20 protein-coding genes are annotated in these 20,803 nt (G+C 65.5%); 6 read left to right on the forward strand and 14 right to left on the reverse strand.

Going from position 1 to position 20,803, the window contains the following annotated elements:
* Positions 1–5 precede the first annotated feature (5 nt).
* The 5 genes from KL771_RS22125 to KL771_RS22145 all read right to left on the reverse strand — a co-directional run bounded on the left by KL771_RS22125 (position 6) and on the right by KL771_RS22145 (position 4,949).
* Positions 6–1,055, reverse strand: a complete 1,050-nt coding sequence (locus tag KL771_RS22125) for an L-idonate 5-dehydrogenase (protein WP_261970688.1) — start codon at positions 1,053–1,055, stop codon at positions 6–8.
* The gene (locus tag KL771_RS22130) at positions 1,052–2,461 is read right to left on the reverse strand and encodes a TRAP transporter large permease (protein WP_261970689.1); all 1,410 of its coding nucleotides are present in this window, start codon (positions 2,459–2,461) and stop codon (positions 1,052–1,054) included. The genes KL771_RS22125 and KL771_RS22130 overlap by 4 nt, the downstream gene beginning before the upstream one ends.
* 5 nt (positions 2,462–2,466) lie before the next feature.
* Positions 2,467–3,039 (reverse strand): TRAP transporter small permease, encoded by a 573-nt coding sequence (locus KL771_RS22135; protein ID WP_261970690.1) that lies wholly within the window; start codon positions 3,037–3,039, stop codon positions 2,467–2,469.
* Between the two features lie 126 nt (positions 3,040–3,165).
* Positions 3,166–4,140 carry a sialic acid TRAP transporter substrate-binding protein SiaP gene (locus tag KL771_RS22140; RefSeq protein WP_261970691.1) on the reverse strand — a complete coding sequence of 325 codons (975 nt, stop codon included), beginning with the start codon at positions 4,138–4,140 and terminating at the stop codon, positions 3,166–3,168.
* Positions 4,141–4,190: 50 nt separating this feature from the next.
* On the reverse strand, positions 4,191–4,949 hold the full coding sequence (locus KL771_RS22145) for a FadR/GntR family transcriptional regulator (protein ID WP_261970692.1): 759 nt from the start codon (positions 4,947–4,949) through the stop codon (positions 4,191–4,193).
* Between the two features lie 195 nt (positions 4,950–5,144).
* On the opposite strand from KL771_RS22145, the gene KL771_RS22150 reads away from it, so the two are divergent.
* Entirely contained in the window at positions 5,145–6,623 is a 1,479-nt protein-coding gene (locus KL771_RS22150; RefSeq protein WP_261970693.1) for a mannitol dehydrogenase family protein, read from the forward strand.
* A gap of 299 nt (positions 6,624–6,922) precedes the next feature.
* Here KL771_RS22150 and KL771_RS22155 read toward each other — a convergent pair whose 3' ends face one another.
* The 4 genes from KL771_RS22155 to sfsA form a co-directional block, all read right to left on the reverse strand.
* Positions 6,923–7,942 carry an ABC transporter substrate-binding protein gene (locus KL771_RS22155; protein ID WP_261970694.1) on the reverse strand — a complete coding sequence of 340 codons (1,020 nt, stop codon included), beginning with the start codon at positions 7,940–7,942 and terminating at the stop codon, positions 6,923–6,925.
* A gap of 128 nt (positions 7,943–8,070) precedes the next feature.
* Positions 8,071–8,781, reverse strand: a complete 711-nt coding sequence (gene radC, locus KL771_RS22160) for a RadC family protein (protein ID WP_261970695.1) — start codon at positions 8,779–8,781, stop codon at positions 8,071–8,073.
* 8 nt (positions 8,782–8,789) lie between these two features.
* The gene (map, locus tag KL771_RS22165; RefSeq protein WP_261970696.1) at positions 8,790–9,617 is read right to left on the reverse strand and encodes a type I methionyl aminopeptidase; all 828 of its coding nucleotides are present in this window, start codon (positions 9,615–9,617) and stop codon (positions 8,790–8,792) included.
* Between the two features lie 208 nt (positions 9,618–9,825).
* Entirely contained in the window at positions 9,826–10,524 is a 699-nt protein-coding gene (gene sfsA, locus KL771_RS22170) for a DNA/RNA nuclease SfsA (RefSeq protein WP_261970697.1), read from the reverse strand.
* A 299-nt stretch (positions 10,525–10,823) separates the two neighbouring features.
* On the opposite strand from sfsA, the gene KL771_RS22175 reads away from it, so the two are divergent.
* From KL771_RS22175 to KL771_RS22195, 5 genes are all read left to right on the forward strand, one after another.
* Positions 10,824–12,308 (forward strand): circularly permuted type 2 ATP-grasp protein, encoded by a 1,485-nt coding sequence (locus KL771_RS22175; protein WP_261970828.1) that lies wholly within the window; start codon positions 10,824–10,826, stop codon positions 12,306–12,308.
* A 65-nt stretch (positions 12,309–12,373) separates the two neighbouring features.
* A complete protein-coding gene (locus KL771_RS22180; RefSeq protein ID WP_261970698.1) occupies positions 12,374–13,315 on the forward strand; it encodes an alpha-E domain-containing protein in 942 nt (313 codons plus the stop codon).
* 47 nt (positions 13,316–13,362) lie between these two features.
* Complete coding sequence (locus KL771_RS22185; protein WP_261970699.1) at positions 13,363–14,181, forward strand: transglutaminase family protein; 819 nt, start codon at positions 13,363–13,365, stop codon at positions 14,179–14,181.
* A 147-nt stretch (positions 14,182–14,328) separates the two neighbouring features.
* Positions 14,329–15,141 carry a peptidase gene (locus tag KL771_RS22190; RefSeq protein ID WP_261970700.1) on the forward strand — a complete coding sequence of 271 codons (813 nt, stop codon included), beginning with the start codon at positions 14,329–14,331 and terminating at the stop codon, positions 15,139–15,141.
* 152 nt (positions 15,142–15,293) lie between these two features.
* A complete protein-coding gene (locus KL771_RS22195) occupies positions 15,294–17,510 on the forward strand; it encodes a putative bifunctional diguanylate cyclase/phosphodiesterase (RefSeq protein ID WP_261970701.1) in 2,217 nt (738 codons plus the stop codon).
* Positions 17,511–17,594: 84 nt separating this feature from the next.
* On the opposite strand, the gene cueR is transcribed toward KL771_RS22195, so the two are convergent.
* From cueR to KL771_RS22220, 5 genes are all read right to left on the reverse strand, one after another.
* Positions 17,595–17,993 (reverse strand): Cu(I)-responsive transcriptional regulator, encoded by a 399-nt coding sequence (gene cueR, locus KL771_RS22200; protein WP_261970702.1) that lies wholly within the window; start codon positions 17,991–17,993, stop codon positions 17,595–17,597.
* Between the two features lie 179 nt (positions 17,994–18,172).
* Complete coding sequence (locus tag KL771_RS22205) at positions 18,173–18,601, reverse strand: hypothetical protein (protein WP_261970703.1); 429 nt, start codon at positions 18,599–18,601, stop codon at positions 18,173–18,175.
* A gap of 3 nt (positions 18,602–18,604) precedes the next feature.
* The gene (locus tag KL771_RS22210; RefSeq protein WP_261970704.1) at positions 18,605–19,507 is read right to left on the reverse strand and encodes a DUF2235 domain-containing protein; all 903 of its coding nucleotides are present in this window, start codon (positions 19,505–19,507) and stop codon (positions 18,605–18,607) included.
* Between the two features lie 114 nt (positions 19,508–19,621).
* Positions 19,622–19,900, reverse strand: a complete 279-nt coding sequence (locus tag KL771_RS22215; RefSeq protein ID WP_261970829.1) for an usg protein — start codon at positions 19,898–19,900, stop codon at positions 19,622–19,624.
* 341 nt (positions 19,901–20,241) lie between these two features.
* On the reverse strand, positions 20,242–20,409 hold the full coding sequence (locus tag KL771_RS22220) for a hypothetical protein (RefSeq protein ID WP_244471941.1): 168 nt from the start codon (positions 20,407–20,409) through the stop codon (positions 20,242–20,244).
* Positions 20,410–20,803 lie beyond the last annotated feature (394 nt).

Below are 20,803 nucleotides of genomic sequence, written 5' to 3' on the forward strand. Positions count from 1 at the left end.
TGCCTTCAGTTCGCCGTCAGAACGACTTTCACGCTGCGGGAGCGATCGAGCGCCAGGCGGAGCGCATCGGGCGCCTCCGCGAGCGGGCGCTCGGCCGTAACGAGTTGGAGCACGTCGACGCCGCCATCGGCGATCAGCGCGATGGCCTCGTCGAATTCGCGGTCGAAGCGGAACGAACCGCGGAAGTCGATCTCCTTGGCCATGATCGCATTGGCCGGCACCGGGATCGCGCCACCCGGCAGATTGCCGATCTGCACGATCGTGCCGCCGCGCCGGACGGTGGCGATCGCCGAGGCGAGGCCGGCGGCCGTGCCCGAGACCTCGAAGGCGACGTCGAAGGGCTTACGGGCCGCCAGGTCCTTCAACCCGTCGTCGCCGGCCGAGACATCGACGATGTCGTCGGCGCCGAGACGGGCCGCAAAGGCCAGGGGTGCGGGCGCGATGTCGACCATGGCCGACGAGGCGATGCCGGCCCGCTTGGCGGCGAGCAGCGTGAGCAGCCCGATCGGGCCGGAACCGAACAGCACGATGCGCTTGCCGGCGATGTCGCCCGCACGGCGGACGGCGTGCAGGCAAACCGCCAGCGGCTCGGCGAGCGCCGCCGCCTTCAGCGGCACATGGTCGGGCACCGGCACGCATTGCGCCGGCACCGCATCGAACAGGGTCGCGAAGCCGCCCTGCATGTGCGGATACTTCGAGGCGGAGCCCATGAAGTAGATGTTCTCGCACAGATTGGCGCGGCCCTCGCGGCAGCGGGCGCAATGCCCGCACCAGCGCGAAGGATTGACGGCGATGCGCTGACCGACCTTCAGCCCCGGCGCATCGGCATTGATCTCCGCCACCTCGCCGGCGATCTCGTGGCCGAGGATCAACGGATCCTTGACCACGAAGTCGCCCGTCCGGGCATGGCGGAAATAGTGCATGTCGGAGCCGCAGATGCCGGCCGCGCCGAAGCGGATGCGGACCATGCCGGGGGCGAGCGGACCGAGCGGATGCTCGATCATCCGGAGGTCTTCCGGGCCGAAAAGAGTTGCGGCGAGCGTGGAGCCGGTCATTTCACCATTCCCATGTATTTCGGCAGCCAGAGCGTCAGCTCCGGAATGAAGGTGATCGCAAACAGCGCGAGGAAGAGCGGCACCAGCCAGGGCAGGATGGCCACCGTGGTGCGTTCGACCGACAGCTTGGCAACGCGCGAGAGCACGAACAGGACCATGCCGAGCGGCGGATGCAGCAAGCCGATCATCAGGTTGAGCGTCATGATCAGGCCGAAATGGATCGGATCGACGCCGAGCTTCAGGGCGATCGGCAAGAGGATCGGCACCACGATGGTGATCGCCGCGATGGTGTCCAGGAAGCAGCCGATGAACAGTAGCAGCAGGTTGACGAGGATCAGGAACACCCACTTGTTCTGGGTGACCGACAGGATCGCGTCGGAAAGCAGCTGCGCCGCCTGGCTGACGGTCAGGAGCCAGGCGAAGACGGACGCGGCGGTGACGATGAACAGCACCGAGGCCGTCGTCTCGACGGTGTCGCGCGTCGCCTTGGCGAGCGACCTGAAGGTCATCGAGCGGTAGCGCACGAGACCGAGGAACAGGGACCAAAGGACCGCCGCAACAGCCGCTTCGGTCGGCGTGAACCAGCCGAGCGTCATGCCGCCGATCAGGATGACCGGCGTCATCAGGGCCATCACGGCCGAAAAGTTGAAGGTCCAGTCGAGTGCCAGCAGGGCCACCAGGGCGATGCCGATCGCCACATTCTGGGACAGGTGACCGTACTCGAGCATGACATAGACGGCGACCGGGAAGGCCAGCACGATCAAGACCTCGAGCCCGGCCTCGGCGAGTCGCTTGAACTCGAACGGCGCATCGGAGCCCCAGCCGTAGCGGCGGGCGAAGATGGCAACGGTCAGCATCATGAAGATGGTCATGACGGCGCCCGGGATCACGCCGCCGAGGAACAGCGCGCCGATCGAGACGTTCGACATCATGCCGTAAATGACGAAGGGCAAGGACGGCGGGATGATCGGCCCGAGCGTCGCCGAGGCGGCCGTGACGCCGACCGCGACCTCGGTCGGATAGCCGTGATCCTTCATGGCCTTGATCTCGATCGTGCCGATGCCGGCCGCGTCCGCGATCGCCGTGCCGGACATGCCCGAGAAGATCACCGAGCCGATGATGTTGACCTGGGCGAGGCCGCCTTTCATCCAGCCGACCAGCGAGACCGCAAAGGAATAGATGCGCCCCGTGACGCCGGCGATGTTCATCAGGTTGCCGGCGAGGATGAAGAACGGCACCGCAAGCAGCGGAAAGCTTTCGACACCCGCGAACATGCGCTGCGCGACGATCACGTCCGGCGCGACGCCGTAAGTCAGGATGTAGAGGATCGACGCCGTCGCCATCGAAACCGCGACCGGTACGCCAAGAATCATCAGGACGATGAAGGAACCGAGCAACAACAGCATGGGATTCAGTCCTCCGAACCGTCGAAGGCCGACGGACGTTCGAGGGGCGAGTAGCCGCGATGGAGATTGGCCAGGAAGACTTCGCAGGCTCGGAGCGCCATCAGCTCGAACGACAGGAAGACGATCGTAAAGACCCAGGCCTTCGGCAGATTGACCGTGGTCATCTGCTCGTCGGAGACAATGTTCATGTATTTCAGGAACACGTAGCCGAGATACGCAAAGAAGGCGATCCGGACCAGATCGACCATCAGGGACAGGATCCGACCGAGGATCGACGGCAGGTAGCGATACAGGAAATCGACATGGATGTGCCGCGTCATGCGCACGCACATGGCCGAGCCGACGAAAACCACGCCGATCAGGCAATAGACCGCGATCTCCTCGGTCCAGGCATAGCTGTCGTTGAGGACGTAGCGGGTGAAGAATTGGACGAAGACCATGCCGGCCATGATCCAGAACAGGGCAATGGCGACCCAGTCCTCGATGGCAAAATCACTGATGTCGGCGGCCGGAGGCGCTTCGTCGAAGACCTGGGCGAGTTCTTCCGCCGTGACCGGCGTGTGGATTTCCTGGGCCATGCGCGACCTCGGCTCGGAATCGTCTGGGAATGAGAAAGTGGCCGGGGGCTCGGAACGCCGCGCGAACGGCGCCCCGGCCTCAGGACGGGAAGGACGAGGGCGGCGCGGGCGCCGCCCCGGCGCCGATCACTTGATGGCGACGATCTTGTCGTAGTCGGCCTTGCGATAGCCGAACTGTTCGAAGGTCACGCCCTTGGCGACGGCGTCGATGAAGTCCTTCTTGTCGACTTCCGTGACGGTCAGGCCCTTCTCCTTGAACAGGCCGACCAGTTCCGCCTCGCGGGTCTGGATCTGCTTGGTGGCGCGCGCGGCCGCTTCCTGGGCGACGGCCACGAAGGTGGCGCGATCCTCGGCGCTCCACTTGTCCCACGTGCCCTTGGCGACGATCGTGTTCAGGTGATCGACGATATGCGCGGTCAGCACGATGTGCTTCTGCACTTCGTAGAACTTCTTCGCCTCGATCGTGGTCAGCGGGTTCTCCTGAGCCTCGACGGTGCCGTTCTGCAGGGCGAGATAGACTTCGGCGAACGCGATCGGCGTCGTGTTGGCCCCGCAGGAGCGCGGCATCGCCAGATAGGCCGGCACGTCCGGCACGCGCATCTTGAGGCCCTTCATGTCCGCGCAGGCCTTGATCGGCCGGTTGGACGTGACATGGCGCGCGCCGTAATAGGTCGTCGCGACGATGTGATGGCCGGTCTTGTCCTCGTAACCCTTGGCGAGTTCCTTGTAGGTATCGCTCTTGGTGTAGGCGAGGAGATGATCGGCGTCACGGAAGATGAAGGGGTAGTAGGTCACGCCGATCGGCGGATAGGCGCGCGCCGCGAAGGACGAACCGGAGATGATAATGTCGACCGAGCCGAGCGAAAGGCCCTGGTTGATGTCAGTCTCCTTGCCGAGCTGCGAGGCCGGGAAGACCTCGATCTGGTACTTGTTATTGGTGCGCTTCGCGAACTCCTGCGCGGCCCAGACCGATTCGGTATGGAAGGGCTCCGACGTCTCGTAGACGTGCGCCCATTTGAGCTTGATCTGGGCTTCGGCGGCGCTTGTGCCGAGGGTCAGCCCGAGCGCGGCGGCGATCAGTAGCGTGGTCCGTCCAAACATGGAATTCCTCCCTTGCGTGAAGATTTTAGCAGGCTTGCAACCTGATCGGATCAACCGGCCGGTTGCTTGGGGCCCCGCGAACGGGTCCGGTCGACGGGCGGGGACGACGCTGGGCCGCCCTCTCCGAAGGTAGCGGAAAAGCGCTCCTGCGAGCGTCGCATATGCTCGCGCATGGCCGCATGGGCGCCGTCCGGATCCCGGGCGGCGATCCGATCGCGGATGGCGCAGTGCTCGCGATGGGCAGCCGCCCAGCTGTCGCGATTTTCGAAGTAGCTGGCGAGCTGGCGGAAGAAGGGCGTGATCCGCTGGTCGAACAGCTCGCCAACGATGCGGACCAGCACGCCGTTGCCGGCGATGCCGGCCAGCGTGATGTGGAAGGCGCGATCCAGCACGATCGCTTCCTCGCTCGGATTCTCCGCATCCTGCATGCGTGCGAGGATTTCGTCGATCTCGGCAATTTCCGCCGCGGTGGCGCGGCGCGCGGCTTCCGCGGCGACCGCGGCTTCCAGGAATTCGCGGGTGGCGAGGACCTCGAACGGCCCCTCCCCGGCATGATCGACGGACGCCGGCACCGCCGGCGGCTCGACCACATAGATTCCGGAGCCGACGCGAATGCGCAGGCGACCTTCCACCTCGAGCGCGATCAGCGCTTCGCGCACGGTCGGTCGCGACACGCCGAGTTGCTCGGCGAGCTCACGCTCCGTCGGCAGCCGCCCGCCTACGGGATATTCGCCCTGATCGATCAGGGTCCTCAACTGGTCGGCGACCTGGCGATACAGCCGGCGCGGTGCGATGGCTTCGAGCGGCACGCGAACCCCCGAACGAATTCCCCCCGATTCCGACTTGAGCGGAACCTTTTCTCCGGCCATGCATCTTCGTGCGGGAGATGCATCGACGGCTCGGTCTATTGGTCAGACCAATTGACCTGAACGTTGACGCATCTCACGGGGTCGTGTCAAGGTCCCGCCACAATCGAAAAGCAGTCCCAAGGAGCCAGACGTCCGATGCGCCTCGCCGCCGCGACCCTCGACGCCCTTCCGCCCGCCATTGCCCGCCCCGCCTACGACCGCGCGGGCGTCACGCCCGGCGTGATCCATCTCGGCATCGGGGCCTTTCACCGCGCCCATCAGGCGGTCTACCTGGACGACATCCTCGCACGGGGCGAAACCGATTGGGGGATCATCGCCGCAAGCCTGCGCAGCGCCGACACGCGCGATGCCCTGGCACCGCAGGACGGCCTCTATACGATCGCCGTGCGTTCGGCGGCGGGCGAGAGCCTGCGGGTGATCGGCGCGGTCGGCGAGGTGCTGGTCGCCCCCGAGGATCCCGAACGGCTGATCGCCCTGCTCGCGGATCCCCAGATCCGCATCGTGACCCTGACGGTGACGGAGAAAGGCTACTGCCACAATCCGGCGACGGGCACTTTGGACGAGACCCATCCGGACATCCTCCATGACCTGAAGGATCTGTTCCAGCCGAGGAGCGCGATCGGCTATCTGGTGGCGGCGCTGGCCGGCCGGTTCTCGGCCGGAACCCCGCCTTTCACCATCGTTTCCTGTGACAACCTTCCTTCGAACGGCAAGACGCTGAAGCGCGTGCTCGACCGTTTCGCGGCCCTGGTCTCGCCGGAACTCGGCGCCTGGGTGGCCGACGAAGTCTCGTGCCCGTGCTCGATGGTCGACCGGATCGTACCGGCGACGACCGAGGAGGACCGCGCTCGCGTCGCGGGAGCGCTCGGGGCCGAGGACGCCTGGCCGGTCATGACCGAACCCTTCACGCAATGGGTCCTGGAGGATCGTTTCCCGAACGGTCGGCCCGATTTCGGCGCGGTCGGCGTGCAACTGGTCGAGGATGTCGAGCCGTTCGAGCACATGAAGTTGCGGCTCCTCAACGGCGCGCACTCGACGATCGCCTATCTCGGCTATCTGGCCGGCTACCCGACGGTCGCGGAGACCATCGCCGACCGCAACTTCGCCCGCCTCGTGCGCGCCCTGATGGACGAGGACGTGACGCCGACGCTGGCCATGCCGGAGGGCACCGATCTGACAGGCTACAAGGATGCGCTGATCGAGCGGTTCAGCAATCCGGCGCTGAAGCATCGCACATGGCAGATCGCCATGGACGGCTCGCAGAAGCTGCCGCAACGCCTGCTCGGGACGATCCGCGACCGCCTCGCGGCCGGGGCATCGATCGACCGGCTCGCTCTCGCTGTCGCGGGCTGGATGCGCTACGTGACCGGCACCGACGAGAATGGCGATCCGATCGACATCCGCGACCCGATGGCGGCGCGCTTCGCCGCCGTGATCACCGAGGCCGACGGCGATTCGCATCAGATCGCGCGCGGCTTGATGGCCATCCGCGAGATTTTTGGCACCGATCTTCCGGCCGATCCCCGTTTCACCGGCCCGGTGATCGAGGCGCTCGATCGCCTGTTCGAATCCGGCGTCAAGGCGACCGTCGCTGCCGCCGCACACGGCCGCTAGGACAGGGTCCCGAAAGAGCGATCCGCTCCGTACGGAAAAGCTCGCGAGAACAAAAACCTACGGAAGATGGTCAGAGCCCGCGAGATCGGGGGCTCTTCAGGACGCCCGGGAATGCCCGGAGATCGCGGCGCGCATCACGACACGGAGACGGCGCCGTGCGCGCCTCCGGCGCCCGTCTTGCGACGCGGGTCCCGAATCGGATCGCGCTATCGCGGAGCCGCTTCGGGACCGGCGTTGCAATCGACAAGACGCGAGCCCCGGCGGGGCCCGCGTCCCGTTAAGTTCAGGCCGATTGCCCGTCAGGGCTTGCGCTGGTCGACCGGCGGCAGGAACTTGGTCGTGTAGATGTCCTCGGGCTTCGGCACCACCTTCAGCGCGTAGGCCTCGGCCGCAACCTCGATCGACTTCTGCATGCGGGCCGGGTCGACATGGCCGAAGCCGTTCGCCTTGATGCTGGGGGTCAGCATCGCGCGGTCGAGCACGAATTTCAGGCGGGCCTTTTCAAGATCGGCCTTGACCAGCGGATCGACCTTGGAGAGCGACGGCACCGCACCGTCGGGATCCTTGGCGACATCCTTGAGACCCGCGACGGTGGCACGCACGAAGGCGGCTACGATATCAGGGTTCTTCTCGGCATAGTCCTTCCGGACGATCACGGTCGAGCCGTAGAGATCGAGACCGTTCTCCGGGAAGGGGAAGATCACGATGTCGTCCGCCGCGACACCGATCCCGGTCAGATTGAAGACCGAAGTCGAGGCGAAGCCCGAAATGGCGTCGACCTGTCCCTGCACCAGCATCGCCTCGCGCAGCTGCGGCTGCATGGAGGTCCATTTCACAGCGGCGGCATCGATGCCGGCCGCCTTGGCGAAGGCCGGGAACATCAGGCGGGAGCTGTCCGCTTCCGGCGCGCCGAGCGTCTTTCCGACCAGGTCCTTCGGCGACTTGATGCCCGATTTCTTCAGCGTGATGATCGAATTCAGGGTCTTGTCGAAGGTCTGGAAGACGCCGAGCACCGGATTGGACGGATTGTCGCCGACGAATTTGATAACCGCATTGATGTCCGAGAAGCCGATATCGTAGGCGCCGCTGGCCACCTTGGTGACCGCGTCGCCGGAGCCGAAGCCGCGGTCGATCTTGACGTTCAGGCCTTCCTTGGTGAAGTAGCCCTTCTCCTGCGCGACCGTCCAGATGGCGTGGTTGCCCTGCACGGCCCAATCGAGGGTGAATTTCACGTCCTTGGTCTGCGCCAGCGCCGCCCCGGCGCCAAACACCAGCGCGACCGCGCCGGCAAAGAACGATTTCGCGATTCCGATCGACATGGACGCCTCCGAACTGGCCCGGCGGCCCGCGCGGGCCACCGTCATCGGGGCGTCAGTTCACACTGCGCCCACGTCCCTGTCGAGCGCATTTTTAGGCAGCCCACCGAAAAGGCAATCGTGCGCCTCCGTCAGATCAGCTTCAGCCCGCGGAAGCTGGCGTGGCCGTCGCGGCCGACGATGATGTGGTCGTGCACCAGAATGCCGAGCGGCTTGGCGACATCGATGATCTGGCGCGTCATGGTGATGTCGGCCTGCGACGGCGTCGGATCGCCGGACGGATGGTTGTGAACCAGCACCACGGCCGTGGCGGAAAGTTCCAGCGCCCGCTTGATGATCTCGCGCGGATAGACCGGCGTGTGGTCGACGGTGCCGACCTGCTGCACCTCGTCGGCGATCAGGCCATTCTTCTTGTCCAGGAACAGGATGCGGAACTGCTCGCGGGTCTCGAAGGCCATGGCGGTGCGGCAATAGTCGATCACCTGGCTCCAGCTCGACAGGATCGGTTTCTTGAACACTTCGCCGCGCACGAGACGCTGGGCGGCCGCCTGCACCAGCTTCAGATCGGCGGCGACAGCCTCGCCGATGCCCGGCACTTCGGTCAACCGGTCGACCGGCGCGGCGAGGACCTCGGCAAAGGAACCGAACCGGGCGACCAGCGTCTTGGCCAGTCCCTTCACGTCGCGCCGCGGAATCGAGCGGAACAGCAACAGTTCGAGAAGTTCGTAGTCCGGCATGCCGTCGGCGCCGGACTCGCGAAAGCGCGCCTTCAGCCGTTCGCGGTGGCCGTGCCAATGGGGCTCCTGCGATGCGGGAAGACTCGCTTCGTCGAAGCCTGTCATGGCCGGCGTCAGATCCTGTAGGGCGGCTTGTGCAATCCGGCCGGCGAAAGCGTGAAGATCTCGCAACCGGTTTCGGTGACCCCGACGGTATGCTCGAATTGCGCGGAAAGCGAGCGGTCGCGCGTCACGGCCGTCCAGCCGTCGGCGAGCACCTTCACGTGCGGTCGGCCCAGATTGACCATCGGTTCGATGGTGAAGATCATGCCCGGCTTCAGCTCGATCCCCTCGCCCGGCCGCCCGTAGTGCAGGATGTTCGGCGCGTCGTGGAACAGCAGTCCGACGCCGTGGCCGCAGAAATCGCGCACCACCGAGCAACGCTCCGCCTCGACATAATCCTGGATGGCAGCGCCGATATCGCCGGTCGTCCGGCCGGGTTTCACCGCGGCGATACCGCGCATCAGCGATTCGTAGGTCACGTCGACCAGCCGCTCGGCTGCCCGCTTGACCTCGCCGATCAGGTACATGCGCGAGGAATCGCCATGCCAGCCGTCGAGGATGTAGGTCACGTCGATATTCACGATGTCGCCGTCGCGCAGCGGCTTCTCGTTCGGGATGCCATGGCAGACGACATGGTTGATCGAGGTGCAGGTGCTCTTGGTGTAGCCGCGATAGTTCAGCGTCGCCGGGAGCGCGCCGTGATCGAGGCCGAAGGCATAGACGAAATCGTTGATCTCGTCGGTCGTGGTCCCCGGCCTGGCCAGCGCGGCGAGTTCGTCCAGACAGCGCGCCGCCAGTTGCCCGGCCTTGCGCATGCCGGCGAAACCGTCGGGGCCGTAGAGCCGGATGGCGCCGGTATTCCGGTGCGGCGCCGTCGCCGCGTCGACATAGGTGACCATGGAGAAAGATCCGCATGAGTTCGGGACGCGGGCGGGCCGCTCATCATGGTTGTCCATATAAATCGTCGCAAAGACTTTCGCCATGAACTTCGGGCGGCCTGCAGCTTTGCAATCGCTGGCGAGCGCATCCCGGCCGCAAAGCCGACGAAACGCCGGAGCCCGGGACGGCAGGCCGGCGAGCCCTCCCTGCCCCGTCAATTCCACAGCGCTATGCCATCGGCACCTTGCGTTCGACGACGATCTCCTCGGGCGTGATCCGGCAGGCATAGGCGACGGCCTCGACGCCGCGGGCGGCGGCGCGGTCGAAGGCGCGCGCATAGGTGGGGTCTATGTCGGCGGCCAGCGCGAAGCTGTCGGCGTCCGGCCGCTGGATCAGGTAGACCATCATGGCCCGATGGCCTTCGGCGACCTGATCGGCCAGTTCGTCGAGATGCTTGGCACCGCGTGCGGTCACGCTGTCGGGGAATTCGGCCAGGCCGGCGCGGCGCAGCAGATGGACATTCTTGACCTCGACATAGGCGCGGCCGCGCGCCTCGTCTTCCAGCAGCAGGTCGATGCGGCTGTTGCGACCGTATTTGACCTCCCGGCGCAACGCCGCATAGCCGGCAAGTTCGCCGATCGTGCCCTCCCGGACTGCCGCCTCGACCAGTCCATTCGGCCAGGCCGTGTTGATTCCGACCAGCGCCCCGTCGACTTCCACCAGTTCCCAGGAATAGGCGAGCTTGCGCTTGGGATCGTCGGACCGCGACAACCAGACCCGCATGCCCGGCGCCGCAAGGCCGAGCATCGAGCCGGGATTGGCGCAATGGGCGGTGACGCTCTCGCCGGTGTCGAGTTCGACATCGGCCAGAAAGCGCTTGTACCGGCGGACGAGACGGCCGGCCATCAGGGGACGGGGAAAGCGCATGGGACCTCGGGGCTGAAGTGCAGGTTCGGTCCCATGCCCTATCCGATTCCCGCCGCCCGTCGCACGATGGCAGGGACCACGGCCTGCGGCGCCGGGAGACTCGCATGCAGGCGAAATCCCGGCGCCTCACGGAAAGGCAGACACGTCAACTGCGAATGTCGCAAAAACAGGCATGTTGCCGAAGCCTGCGGCAGAAAAAGTAGAGTTCCGGGTCTTTGCTGGTCATGAATCCGGCTTGCGCGACGGCACGACCTTTGCGGAAATGGGATCAGCAAATCGGCAAGGAAGCGACCCGCATGATCGCCAAGGCGTTCGACGAGATGACGGCTCTGGGGGACGGTTGCCGATCGGGATATGAACTCGTCCAGGCATGGCTCGCCGCGACCCCGGCGGAGACGCTGCGCCAGAGGCAGCAGGAAGCCGAACTCCTGTTCCGGCGGATCGGCATCACCTTCGCGGTCTATGGCGACGCCGAGGGCGAGGAGCGGCTGATTCCGTTCGACATCGTGCCGCGCGTCCTGACCCGACCGGAATGGCAGCGCCTGTCCAAGGGATTGGAGCAGCGCGTCAACGCGCTCAACATGTTCCTCAAGGACATCTACGGTAAGGGCGAGGTCCTCAAGGCGGGCGTCGTGCCCGAGGATCTGGTCTATCGGAACCCGTATTTCCGGCCCGAGATGCAGGGCATGCAGCTGCCGCACGACATCTACGTGATGATCGCGGGCATCGACATTGTCCGCGTCGACGCTGACACCTTCTATGTGCTGGAGGACAATGCGCGCACGCCGTCGGGTGTCTCCTACATGCTGGAGAACCGGGAGGTGATGATGCGCCTCTTCCCCGATCTCTGCGCCCGCCATCGCATTGCCCCCGTCGAGAACTATGCCGACGAATTGCTCGCGACCCTGAAATCGGTCGCGCCGGATTCGGCGCCCGGCGAGCCGACCGTGGCGGTCCTGACGCCCGGCGCCTTCAACTCGGCCTATTACGAGCACTCGTTCCTGGCCGACAAACTCGGCGTCGAGCTGGTCGAGGGCCGCGACCTGTTCGTGCGCGAGAACATCGTCTACATGCGCACCACCGAGGGACCGAAGCGGCTCGACGTGATCTATCGCCGTGTCGACGACGATTTCATCGATCCCCTCGCCTTCCGGCCCGATTCGGTGCTCGGCGTGCCGGGGCTTCTGTCGGCCTACCGCGCCGGCAACGTGACGCTCGCCAACGCGGTCGGAACCGGCTGCGCCGACGACAAGGCGGTCTACAGCTACATGCCGGAGATCGTCCGCTTCTATACGGGCGCCGAGCCGATCCTCTCCAATGTGCCGACCTGGCGCTGCCGCGAGCCCGATGCCCTGAAATATGTGCTCGAGCACCTGCCCGAACTGGTGGTCAAGGAGGTCGACGGCTCCGGCGGCTACGGCATGCTGGTCGGGCCGAAGGCCGACAGCGCCACGATCGAGAATTTCCGGCAGAAGCTGATCCGCGATCCGTCGAAATTCATCGCCCAGCCGACGCTCGCACTGTCCACCGTGCCGACATTCGTCGGCGAAGGCGTCGCGCCCCGGCACGTCGACCTGCGCCCCTATGTGCTGACCGGCGCCGACGGGGTGAAGACCGTGCCGGGCGGATTGACCCGGGTCGCCCTCAAGGAAGGCTCTCTGGTGGTCAATTCCAGCCAGGGCGGCGGCACCAAGGACACCTGGGTGGTCGACGTGCCGATCACCGATGCCGCCATCATGCAGTTCCAGCAGCAGCAACAGCAGCAATCCCGCCACCGTCCCTGACGGGAGCCACACCAGACCCGAACCGCCGCCATTGGTCCCGCGCTGCCGAAAGGTTACCCTGTCCGATGCTGAGCCGCACAGCCGACAGCCTCTACTGGCTCTCCCGCTACGTCGAGCGCGCCGAGAACACCGCCCGCATCATCGACGCCGCCTCCCGCCTGGCCGCCCTGCCGGCCGGCTACGGCAGCGCCACGAATGAATGGGAATCGGCCCTCGCCGCGACCGGGAGCAAGGAGAATTTCGCCGCCCATTATGACGAGGCGACGCCGGAGACCGTGGTCGAGTTCCTCGCCTTCTCGCCGCAGAATCCGTCCTCGATCAAGAACTGCCTGGAGAATGCGCGCACCAATGCGCGCTCGGTCCGCACCGCTCTGACGACCGAGCTCTGGGAGACGATCAACTCGGCTTGGCTGGAATTGAAGAACTACAGCCCGCGCGACCACAATCTGTCCCGGCTGGCGGATTTCCTGCGCTTCGTGAAGCAGACCTCGCTGTCCTTCGACGGATCGGCCTACCGGACCATGCTGCGCTCGGACAGCTACTGCTTTACCCGCATCGGCGTCTACATGGAGCGCGCCGACGCCACCGCGCGGATTCTGGACGTGAAGTATCACGTCCTTCTGCCGCCCGGCGCGCAGGTCGGCGGCAGCCTCGACTATTTCCAATGGTCCTCGATCCTGCGCTCCGTGTCGGCCCTGACCGCCTATCACTGGGTCTACCGGCAGAACCTGAAGCCTTGGCTGGTCGCCGACCTGCTCATCCTCAACCAGCAGATGCCGCGCTCGATCGCCAGCTGCTACGAGAACCTCACCCGCTATCTCGACATGCTGGCACGCCACTACGGCCGCCAGGGCCCGAGCCAGCGGCATGCCCGCAGCACCTTCACGCGGCTTCAGAACGCCAATCTGGACGATGTCTTCCAGTCTGGCCTGCACGAGTTCTTGTCGGAATTCATTGCCGACAACAACCGGCTCGGGTCGCAGATCAACGAGCAATATCTGATCTGAGTGACTGTCCGCCTTTGGTTCCCGCCCCTTGCCGCCCGGAAAACGCGATGCGCCTCAGGATCACCCACGAGACCGTCTACACCTATGAGAAGCCGGCCTCATACGCGATCCAGACGCTCCGCCTGATGCCACGCGGCTCGCAACAGCAGTTCGTGACCGATTGGCGCATCGACGTCAGCCAGGATTGCCGCCTGTCCCCGGTGGAGGATCATTTCGGCAATCTGACCCACGCCTTCTCGATCGACGGGCCGATCGACGAACTGTCGATTGTGGCCTCCGGCGAGGTCGTGACCGAGGAGACCACCGGCGTTCTGCGCGGCACGCCCGAACGGCTGCCGCTGTCGCTGTTCCTGCGCAGCACCGATCTGACCCGACCCGATCCGGCGATCCGCGCGTTTGCGGCGGCGATCGCGGAAGGCGAGGAAGACCGCCTTGCCGTCCTGCACAAGCTGATGGCAGAAGTGCATGACGCGATGCATTACGACGAGGATGCGACCGAGCCCTCGACGACGGCCGCGGATGCCTTTCAGGCGGGCCACGGGGTCTGCCAGGACCTGGCCCATGTGTTCATCGCCGCGGCCCGTTCCCTCGAGATCCCAGCCCGCTATGTCGGTGGCTATATGTTGCGGGATGATGGTGAGAACGTCCAGGCGGCCGGCCATGCCTGGGTGGAGGCTTTCGTCAGCCCGGCGCTCGGCTGGGTCGGCTTCGATCCGGCCAACGATATCTGCCCGACCGAAGCCTATGTGCGGGTCGCCTCCGGTCTCGACTATCTCGACGCGGCCCCGATCCGCGGGACCCGCTACGGCGGCCAGGGCGAAGTCATGAAGGTCAAGGTCAAGATCGAGAAGACCGGGGAATTCTGATCCCGCTGACCGTCGCGCAGACACAACGTTTCCATGCAACCCTGACCGACATGTGCAGCTCGCAAGGATGGGCCACCTTTCCCTTGCAGACGAAGGATGCCTGTGCCACAGCGGCAGTCCGGCGACGGGGCGGAACGGGGGCGCGTCATGACCTATTGTTGCGGAATTCTGGTTCGGGAAGGGTTGGTGATGATCGCCGACACCCGCACCAATGCGGGGCTCGACAACATCGCCACCTTCCGCAAGCTGAACGTCTTCAACCGCCCCGGCGAGCGCTCGATCGCGATCGCGACGGCCGGTAACCTCGCCATCAGCCAGTCGATCGTCTCGCTGGTGACGGAAGGCTTCGAGAATCCGGAGACCGGCGAGATCGAGACGATCGAGTCCGCCGGCACCATGTTCAAGACCGCGCAGCTGCTCGGTCGCGCCATCCGCGAGGTCTATCGCCTCGACGGCCGCATGCTCGAACAGAAAAACCTCAATTTCGACGTGACGATGCTGCTCGGCGGCCAGATCAAGGGCGGCCGCCTCCGGCTGTTCATGGTCTACTCGGCCGGCAATTTCATCGAGGCGACGGTCGACACACCCTATCTGCAGATCGGCGAGCACAAATACGGCAAGCCGATCCTCGACCGCGCGATCAAATACGACGTCGACCTGCAGGACAGCCTGAAGATCGGTCTGATCTCGATGGATTCGACCATGCGCTCGAATCTCGGCGTCGGCATGCCGATCGATCTTGCGGTGATCCCGCGCGATGCCATCGCCACCCAACTGGTGCATCGGATCGAACCGGGCGAGCCCTATTTCCACGATCTGCGCGAGCGCTGGTCGGCAGCCTTGCGCGCTGCCCATCAGAATATCCCCCGCCCGCCCTACGGCCCGGTCACGCCGCAGCCGCCGATCCTGCAGCCGACGGCCTTGCCGCCGGCCCAGACCGAACCGGCTTCTTCGCACTGAACCGATAAAATTCGCGAGAAAGTCTGAACGCCAAAACAAGCGGCGCCATTCTAACATTCGTCCGTTGGTCGCCGGGCTCACCCCGAGTCGGCCGTTCCGACCCGAGTGGATGAATGGCGCTGAAGGCGATCAGATCCGGCTGGGAACAGGCCATGCGCGAAGCGTCGATCATGCAATCGATCGCCGCGCTGGTCTGCTTCGCCCTCCTGTTCCTGACCATGACGGCAGCATGGACGTCGCAACAGGCCAACGACCTTGCGGTCGACCGGCAGGTGCGCCTCGCCACCAACGGCCTGGAGCAGGAAATCGAGCGGATCGGCACGGAGGTGCAGACCGGCTCGGTATCTGACGATGCCTATCGCCGGATCCATATCCGCTTCGATCCGGATTTCGCCGAGCGCGCCTTCGGAGCCCGGCTGTGGCGCGACTACCGCCACGACATGACGCTGCTGGTCGGACCGGGCCGCGCCATTCTCCAGGCCCATGTCGCCGGCCGCATGACCGAACCGAAGGATCTGAAATCCGTTCTGGTCGATGTCAGCGGCCCCCTCGAACGGGTGCGCAATCAGATCGCCGAGATTGTGCGCCGGCCGCTTGGGCAGGACGACCCGGAACTGATGGTCGGCAAGATCGTCCGGGAGACCGCGGTGCTGCGGGTTGGAGACAGGGCCGCGCTGGTCGCGGTATCGGCGCTGGTACCGGAGGATGGCAAGGGCCTCAAGAAAAGCGCGCCGCCAACCGTGGTCGTCGCGGTCAAGTTCGTCGCCGGCGACCTGCTGGCCCGGATGGCGCGCCAGTTCGTTCTGCCGGAACTGCAGTTCGTCCCGATCGAGAATCACGAAGCCGTTGCGGCCGTCGGCCGCGCCTCGGCGACCGTGAAGACCAGCGGCGACCAGACACTCGGCTTCCTGGTCTGGGCCCCGTCGCAGCCCGGCTACCAGATGATGCGGCATCTCGCGCCGCTGATCGTGATCGCGACCGCGCTGTTCGTCATTTTTGCGCTGATCGTGGTCGTGAAGTTTCAACGCCGCACGGCGGAACTGGCCAAGAGCGAGGAGCGGGCGAAGCGCTCGGCGATGCACGATGCCCTGTCCGGTCTCGCCAACCGGGTTCTGTTCGCCGAGCGCCTGGAAGCGGCACTGCTCGAAGTCGAGGTCGACCCGAAGCGCAGTTGCGCCATCGTCTATGTCGATCTCGATCGCTTCAAGGACGTGAACGATACGCTGGGCCATCAGGCCGGCGACGAGGTCATCCGCGTCACGGCGAAACGGCTCGAGTCGATCATGCGCCCGGGCGACACCGCCGCCCGCATCTCCGGCGACGAATTCGCCATGGTGGTTCGCTCGGCGCCCGACCGGGCGGAACTGGAGCAGCGCCTCGGCGCGATCGTTCGCGAGATCGCGCGTCCGATCGCCATCGGCGACCGGACGGTCTATCCGGGTGGCAGCGTCGGCTGCGCGCTTGCCCCCGAACACGGCAAGGAGCGCGCCGATCTCCAGCACAAGGCGGATCTGGCACTCTATCGGGCCAAGGCCGGTGGTCGCGGACGCTGGCTGATCTTCTCGCCGGAGATGGATGACGGCTTCCGCCGCGTCCAGCAGATGCGCCAGGATCTGCGCGCATCGATCAACGAGGGCCGGCTGACGGTCCTGTACCAGCCCTATTTTTCGGTCGCCGAGATGCGGGCGATCGGCGTCGAGGCGCGGGTCGCCTGGGACCACCCGACGCGCGGCCGGCTGTCGGCCGGCGAATTCATTCCGGTTGCCGAGCAATGCGGCCTGATCCGGGAGATCGGTGCCTTCATCCTGCACAGGGCGGCCCGCGACATGCATCGCTGGCCCGGCGTGCGGCTCGCCGTGAACGTCTCCCCGCTGGAAATCCGGCAGTCCGATTTCGCCGATAGCCTGATGCGCATCCTGGACGACGAAGGCTTCGATCCCGCCCGGCTGCAGGTCGACATCACCGAGAACATCCTCCTGACCGATGCGGATGCCGCCATCACGGCGATCGCGACGCTCCGCAAGGCGGGCATCCGGGTGGCGCTCGACGAGTTCGGCTCGGGCCAGTCGAGCTTCAACTACCTGTCCCGCTTCCGCTTCGACACGATCAAGATCGACCGCAGCTTCGTCGGCAAGCTGGAGACCTCGCCGGAGGTGGCGACGATCGTCCACGCGATGGTCGAACTCGCCAACAAGCTGGGTCTGGAGACGGTCGCCGAGGGTGTCGAGACCTTCGGTCAGTTCCGCTTCATCCAGGCGGCCGGCTGCCAGACCGTCCAGGGGCATCTCTGCGCACGCCCCATGCCGGCAACCGAGGTGAGCCGCTTCCTCGAGCACCCGCTGAGCGAACGGATCCGCGCGGTCGCGTGAGGATTGCTCGAATCTGGCGCCGCGACCGGTTGGTCCGGCGGCACGGCATCCCATCTGCGAGGCGGCGAGCGGCTCGGTCCCGCCTCAGTGGGCGTGTCCGCATCCGGCCAGATCGTCGATGATTGGGCAATCCGGGCGGTCGTCGCCATGGCAGGCGGCCACCAGGCTGCCGAGCGACCGTTTCAAGCTCTCCAGTTCGGCGATCTTGGCCTCGATCTCGCGAATCCGCGTCTGCGCCATGGCCCGCACATCTGCAGACGACCGGCAGCTGTCGCTCCACAGCGACAGCAAGGCACGGCACTCGTCGACCGAGAAGCCGAGATTGCGGGCGCGCGCCAGGAATTTCAGTCGCGCGATCTCGGCCGGACCATAGTCCCGATAGCCGTTGTCCCGACGAGGGGCGGCCAGCAGACCGACCGATTCGTAATAGCGAACCGCCTTGGCGGTCAGGCCTGCGGCTCCGGCGGCGGCAGCAATGTTCATCGGACGCACTCCGGCAAAGAACCCGCCGTCAGATAAAGGTGCCCTCTCCGGCAGGGTCAAGGCATATGGAGCCGGGACTGGAGCATCATCTGATCCGAGGGAATCGGATGAGGCCCCGCATGATCCTGTTTTCACATGCATTCTCCGATCAGGGTGGGTCGCCGTGATCGGACCTTGCTTCAGGAGATCGGGATCGGATCCCCCGGTCCGAGCGTCCCTCGCGATGGGCCGGCGGTCTCGGCGGCGGCCGGCAGGGGTTGATTGCGCGCCTTCCAGCGGGGCAGGAGATTGCTGTCCTTGGCGGCCTTGTCGACATCCGCCAAAAGCGCCTCGATCGCCGCCATCGTCATCGGACTGCCGTCGTGGTCGATCACCGGCAGTTCTCGGCCGAACTTCTCCGCGACCACCTCCACTTGCGGTGGCCGATAGGTCGGGCGCCGGCTGGGGCCGGCCGTCGCGATCATCAGATCGAAGACGGAGCGGTGGATGGCCTCCTTCCAGCTACGATCCGGATAGGCCATCGCGAAGGGGCGATAGTGCCTCCGCAATCGTCCGCCGAGTTCGGTCGCGTCGAGCAGTCGATACATCGGAAAGATGCGGCTGATCACGAACTAACTGAGTGAATCGTGCGGGTCAGCCGGTGCTTCGGTCGGCCAGCGCGGTTGCTCGATCTGAAGGCCGGTCAGAGCTCTCACCCTGCCGACCATCCAGGCCAAGGTGATTTCGGAAATCGGCTTCAGAGCTGCCGAGGCGGCCGAGTAGCCACCCCCGATATCGGCATGCACGCCGGGAAACCAGACCTGTTCGACCCGGCGCGCATTCAGATGATCCGGGCGAGCGAAGAGGGCGGGAACGAAGGGGCCGCGATGCTCGTCGATCGCCAAAGCCTGCACGGCATGGACGATGGCCGACCCAAGCTTGGTATCGTGGAAGCGATCCCGCGAGCCGGCCCAGTTTCCTGCCGACGCGAGGGGGATCCCCGTCGAACCGACCGTGTCGAACACGCCCAGGAATTCGATTTTGACGCTCGGATGGCAGCGGTCGGACAGTTTCGCCTTGTCAGCCGGAAGCCGCTTCTTGGGTTCTGTCCGGTAGTAGGACCATGCTTCGGCCAGTCCGTCCGCTGAACAGAACTCCGGACGAAGCAAACCGCTCGCCCCGATGAAGCCGGCCAGGCTCCGCGCCGTGAACGAACCGCGCGAGAAGCCGAAGATATAGATCTCGTCCGGTACGCCATTGGCGTCGGACGGCTGGTAGAACTGACTGAGAAAGCGATACGCCGCACGAACCTTTTCGCTCAACCCGAGTCCCAGCATCCCGCCAAGAAATTTATCGATCCACCCCTCCGTCCCGACGCCGGAATCGTAATAGAGCCTCTGCTCGACCGTGTCCGTGCGCGTCGGATCGGTGTTGGCGCTTTCGACCAGTTCCTTCAATCGGGCGACGTTGGACGGTACATCGTACTTGCCCGTCTTGTTCCAGGTCCCGTCGAGAAAAAGCACCAGACGCTTCATGGTCGCCCCCCTGCGTACCGCCGGAAGGCGACCATGCGACACACATTCCTATATTTCAAGGTGTTTCGGTTGATTCTACACCATTCGATAGAAATCGAGATCGGAGCCGCCCCGTCAGTGCATCCGGTAGAGGCCGTTGACCGCCGTCCACTCGTTGGGACCGACCAGGCGCTTGTGGGCGACTTCGACCTTCACGATCGGTCCGTCCAGTTCTCGGTTCCAGAAATCGAGAAACTTCTCCAGCTCGGGAAATTTGGGGGCGAGGTCGTAATCCTGCCAGACGAAGGCCTGCAGGATCGCCCGGTGGTCCGGCATGCGATAGAGGATGTTGGCAGTGGTGAGCCCGTAGCCTTCAAGCTGGCGGGCGAATGCAACATCGACCTGTCTTTCCATCATGGAGCCCCTCCGTCATGGTCAGCGCACGGAAATGAGAGCAAAAAGCGCGCTTCCCATCAAGACGGAAGTCGATTAAATATGTGTCACTTCAATAGGTTGGCAGCATAGCCGGCAGAGTGCTGCCAGCCACGCGGACCGTTGACCCGGCATGATCGCCAGGAACCCTGATCATCGCGTATGACGCCGGACGCGCACCGACGGCTTAGTGGCGGTCCTCGCGGCCCGGGGATGTCGCCAGCACCGGCCCGCAGTCCGCTTCGAACGGCAGCGTGGGCAAAAGAAAAAGCCGCGCCCTTGCGAGCGCGGCCTCATCGTCGGCCGGACTGGCCGAAATCAGATTACTTGGCGCAGACGAGCACGACCTTGGCGCCGTCGCCATTGCAGGTCGCGCCGTCGTCGCTGGTCATGATCGGACCCTGCATCGTACCCGTGCACATCGCCGAGATCAGCATTTCGCCGGTGGCGCAGGAGGCGCTGGCACTGCCGGTGATCTTGCGCAGGGTCATGCCGCCGCCGATGCCCGACGGGCCGGCCGGACCGGTCGGTCCCTGAGCACCGGAAGGACCTGCAGGGCCCTGAGGGCCGGCGGGACCGGCAGGACCTTGCGGGCCGGCAGGGCCCGCGGGACCGGCAGGGCCGGCGGGTCCGGCGTCACCCTTCGCGCCGGCAGGACCGGCCGGGCCGGCGGGACCCGCCGGGCCGGCATCGCCCTTCGCGCCGGCAGGCCCAGCGGAACCGGCAGCCCCCTGGGCGCCCTTCTCGCCAGGCTTGCCTTCGCAACCGGCCAGAGCCAATGCAAGTACAGAAACCATCAACAATCCGACGCGCCGCATCCCGGCCTCCCACCCTTGGAAAAGGTGACCGCAGTCTGCCCGCCCGACCGTGAGAGTCAATGCGGCC

The organism is Prosthecodimorpha staleyi (genome assembly GCF_018729455.1).
GTDB classification, from domain to species: Bacteria; Pseudomonadota; Alphaproteobacteria; order Rhizobiales; family Ancalomicrobiaceae; genus Prosthecodimorpha; species Prosthecodimorpha staleyi.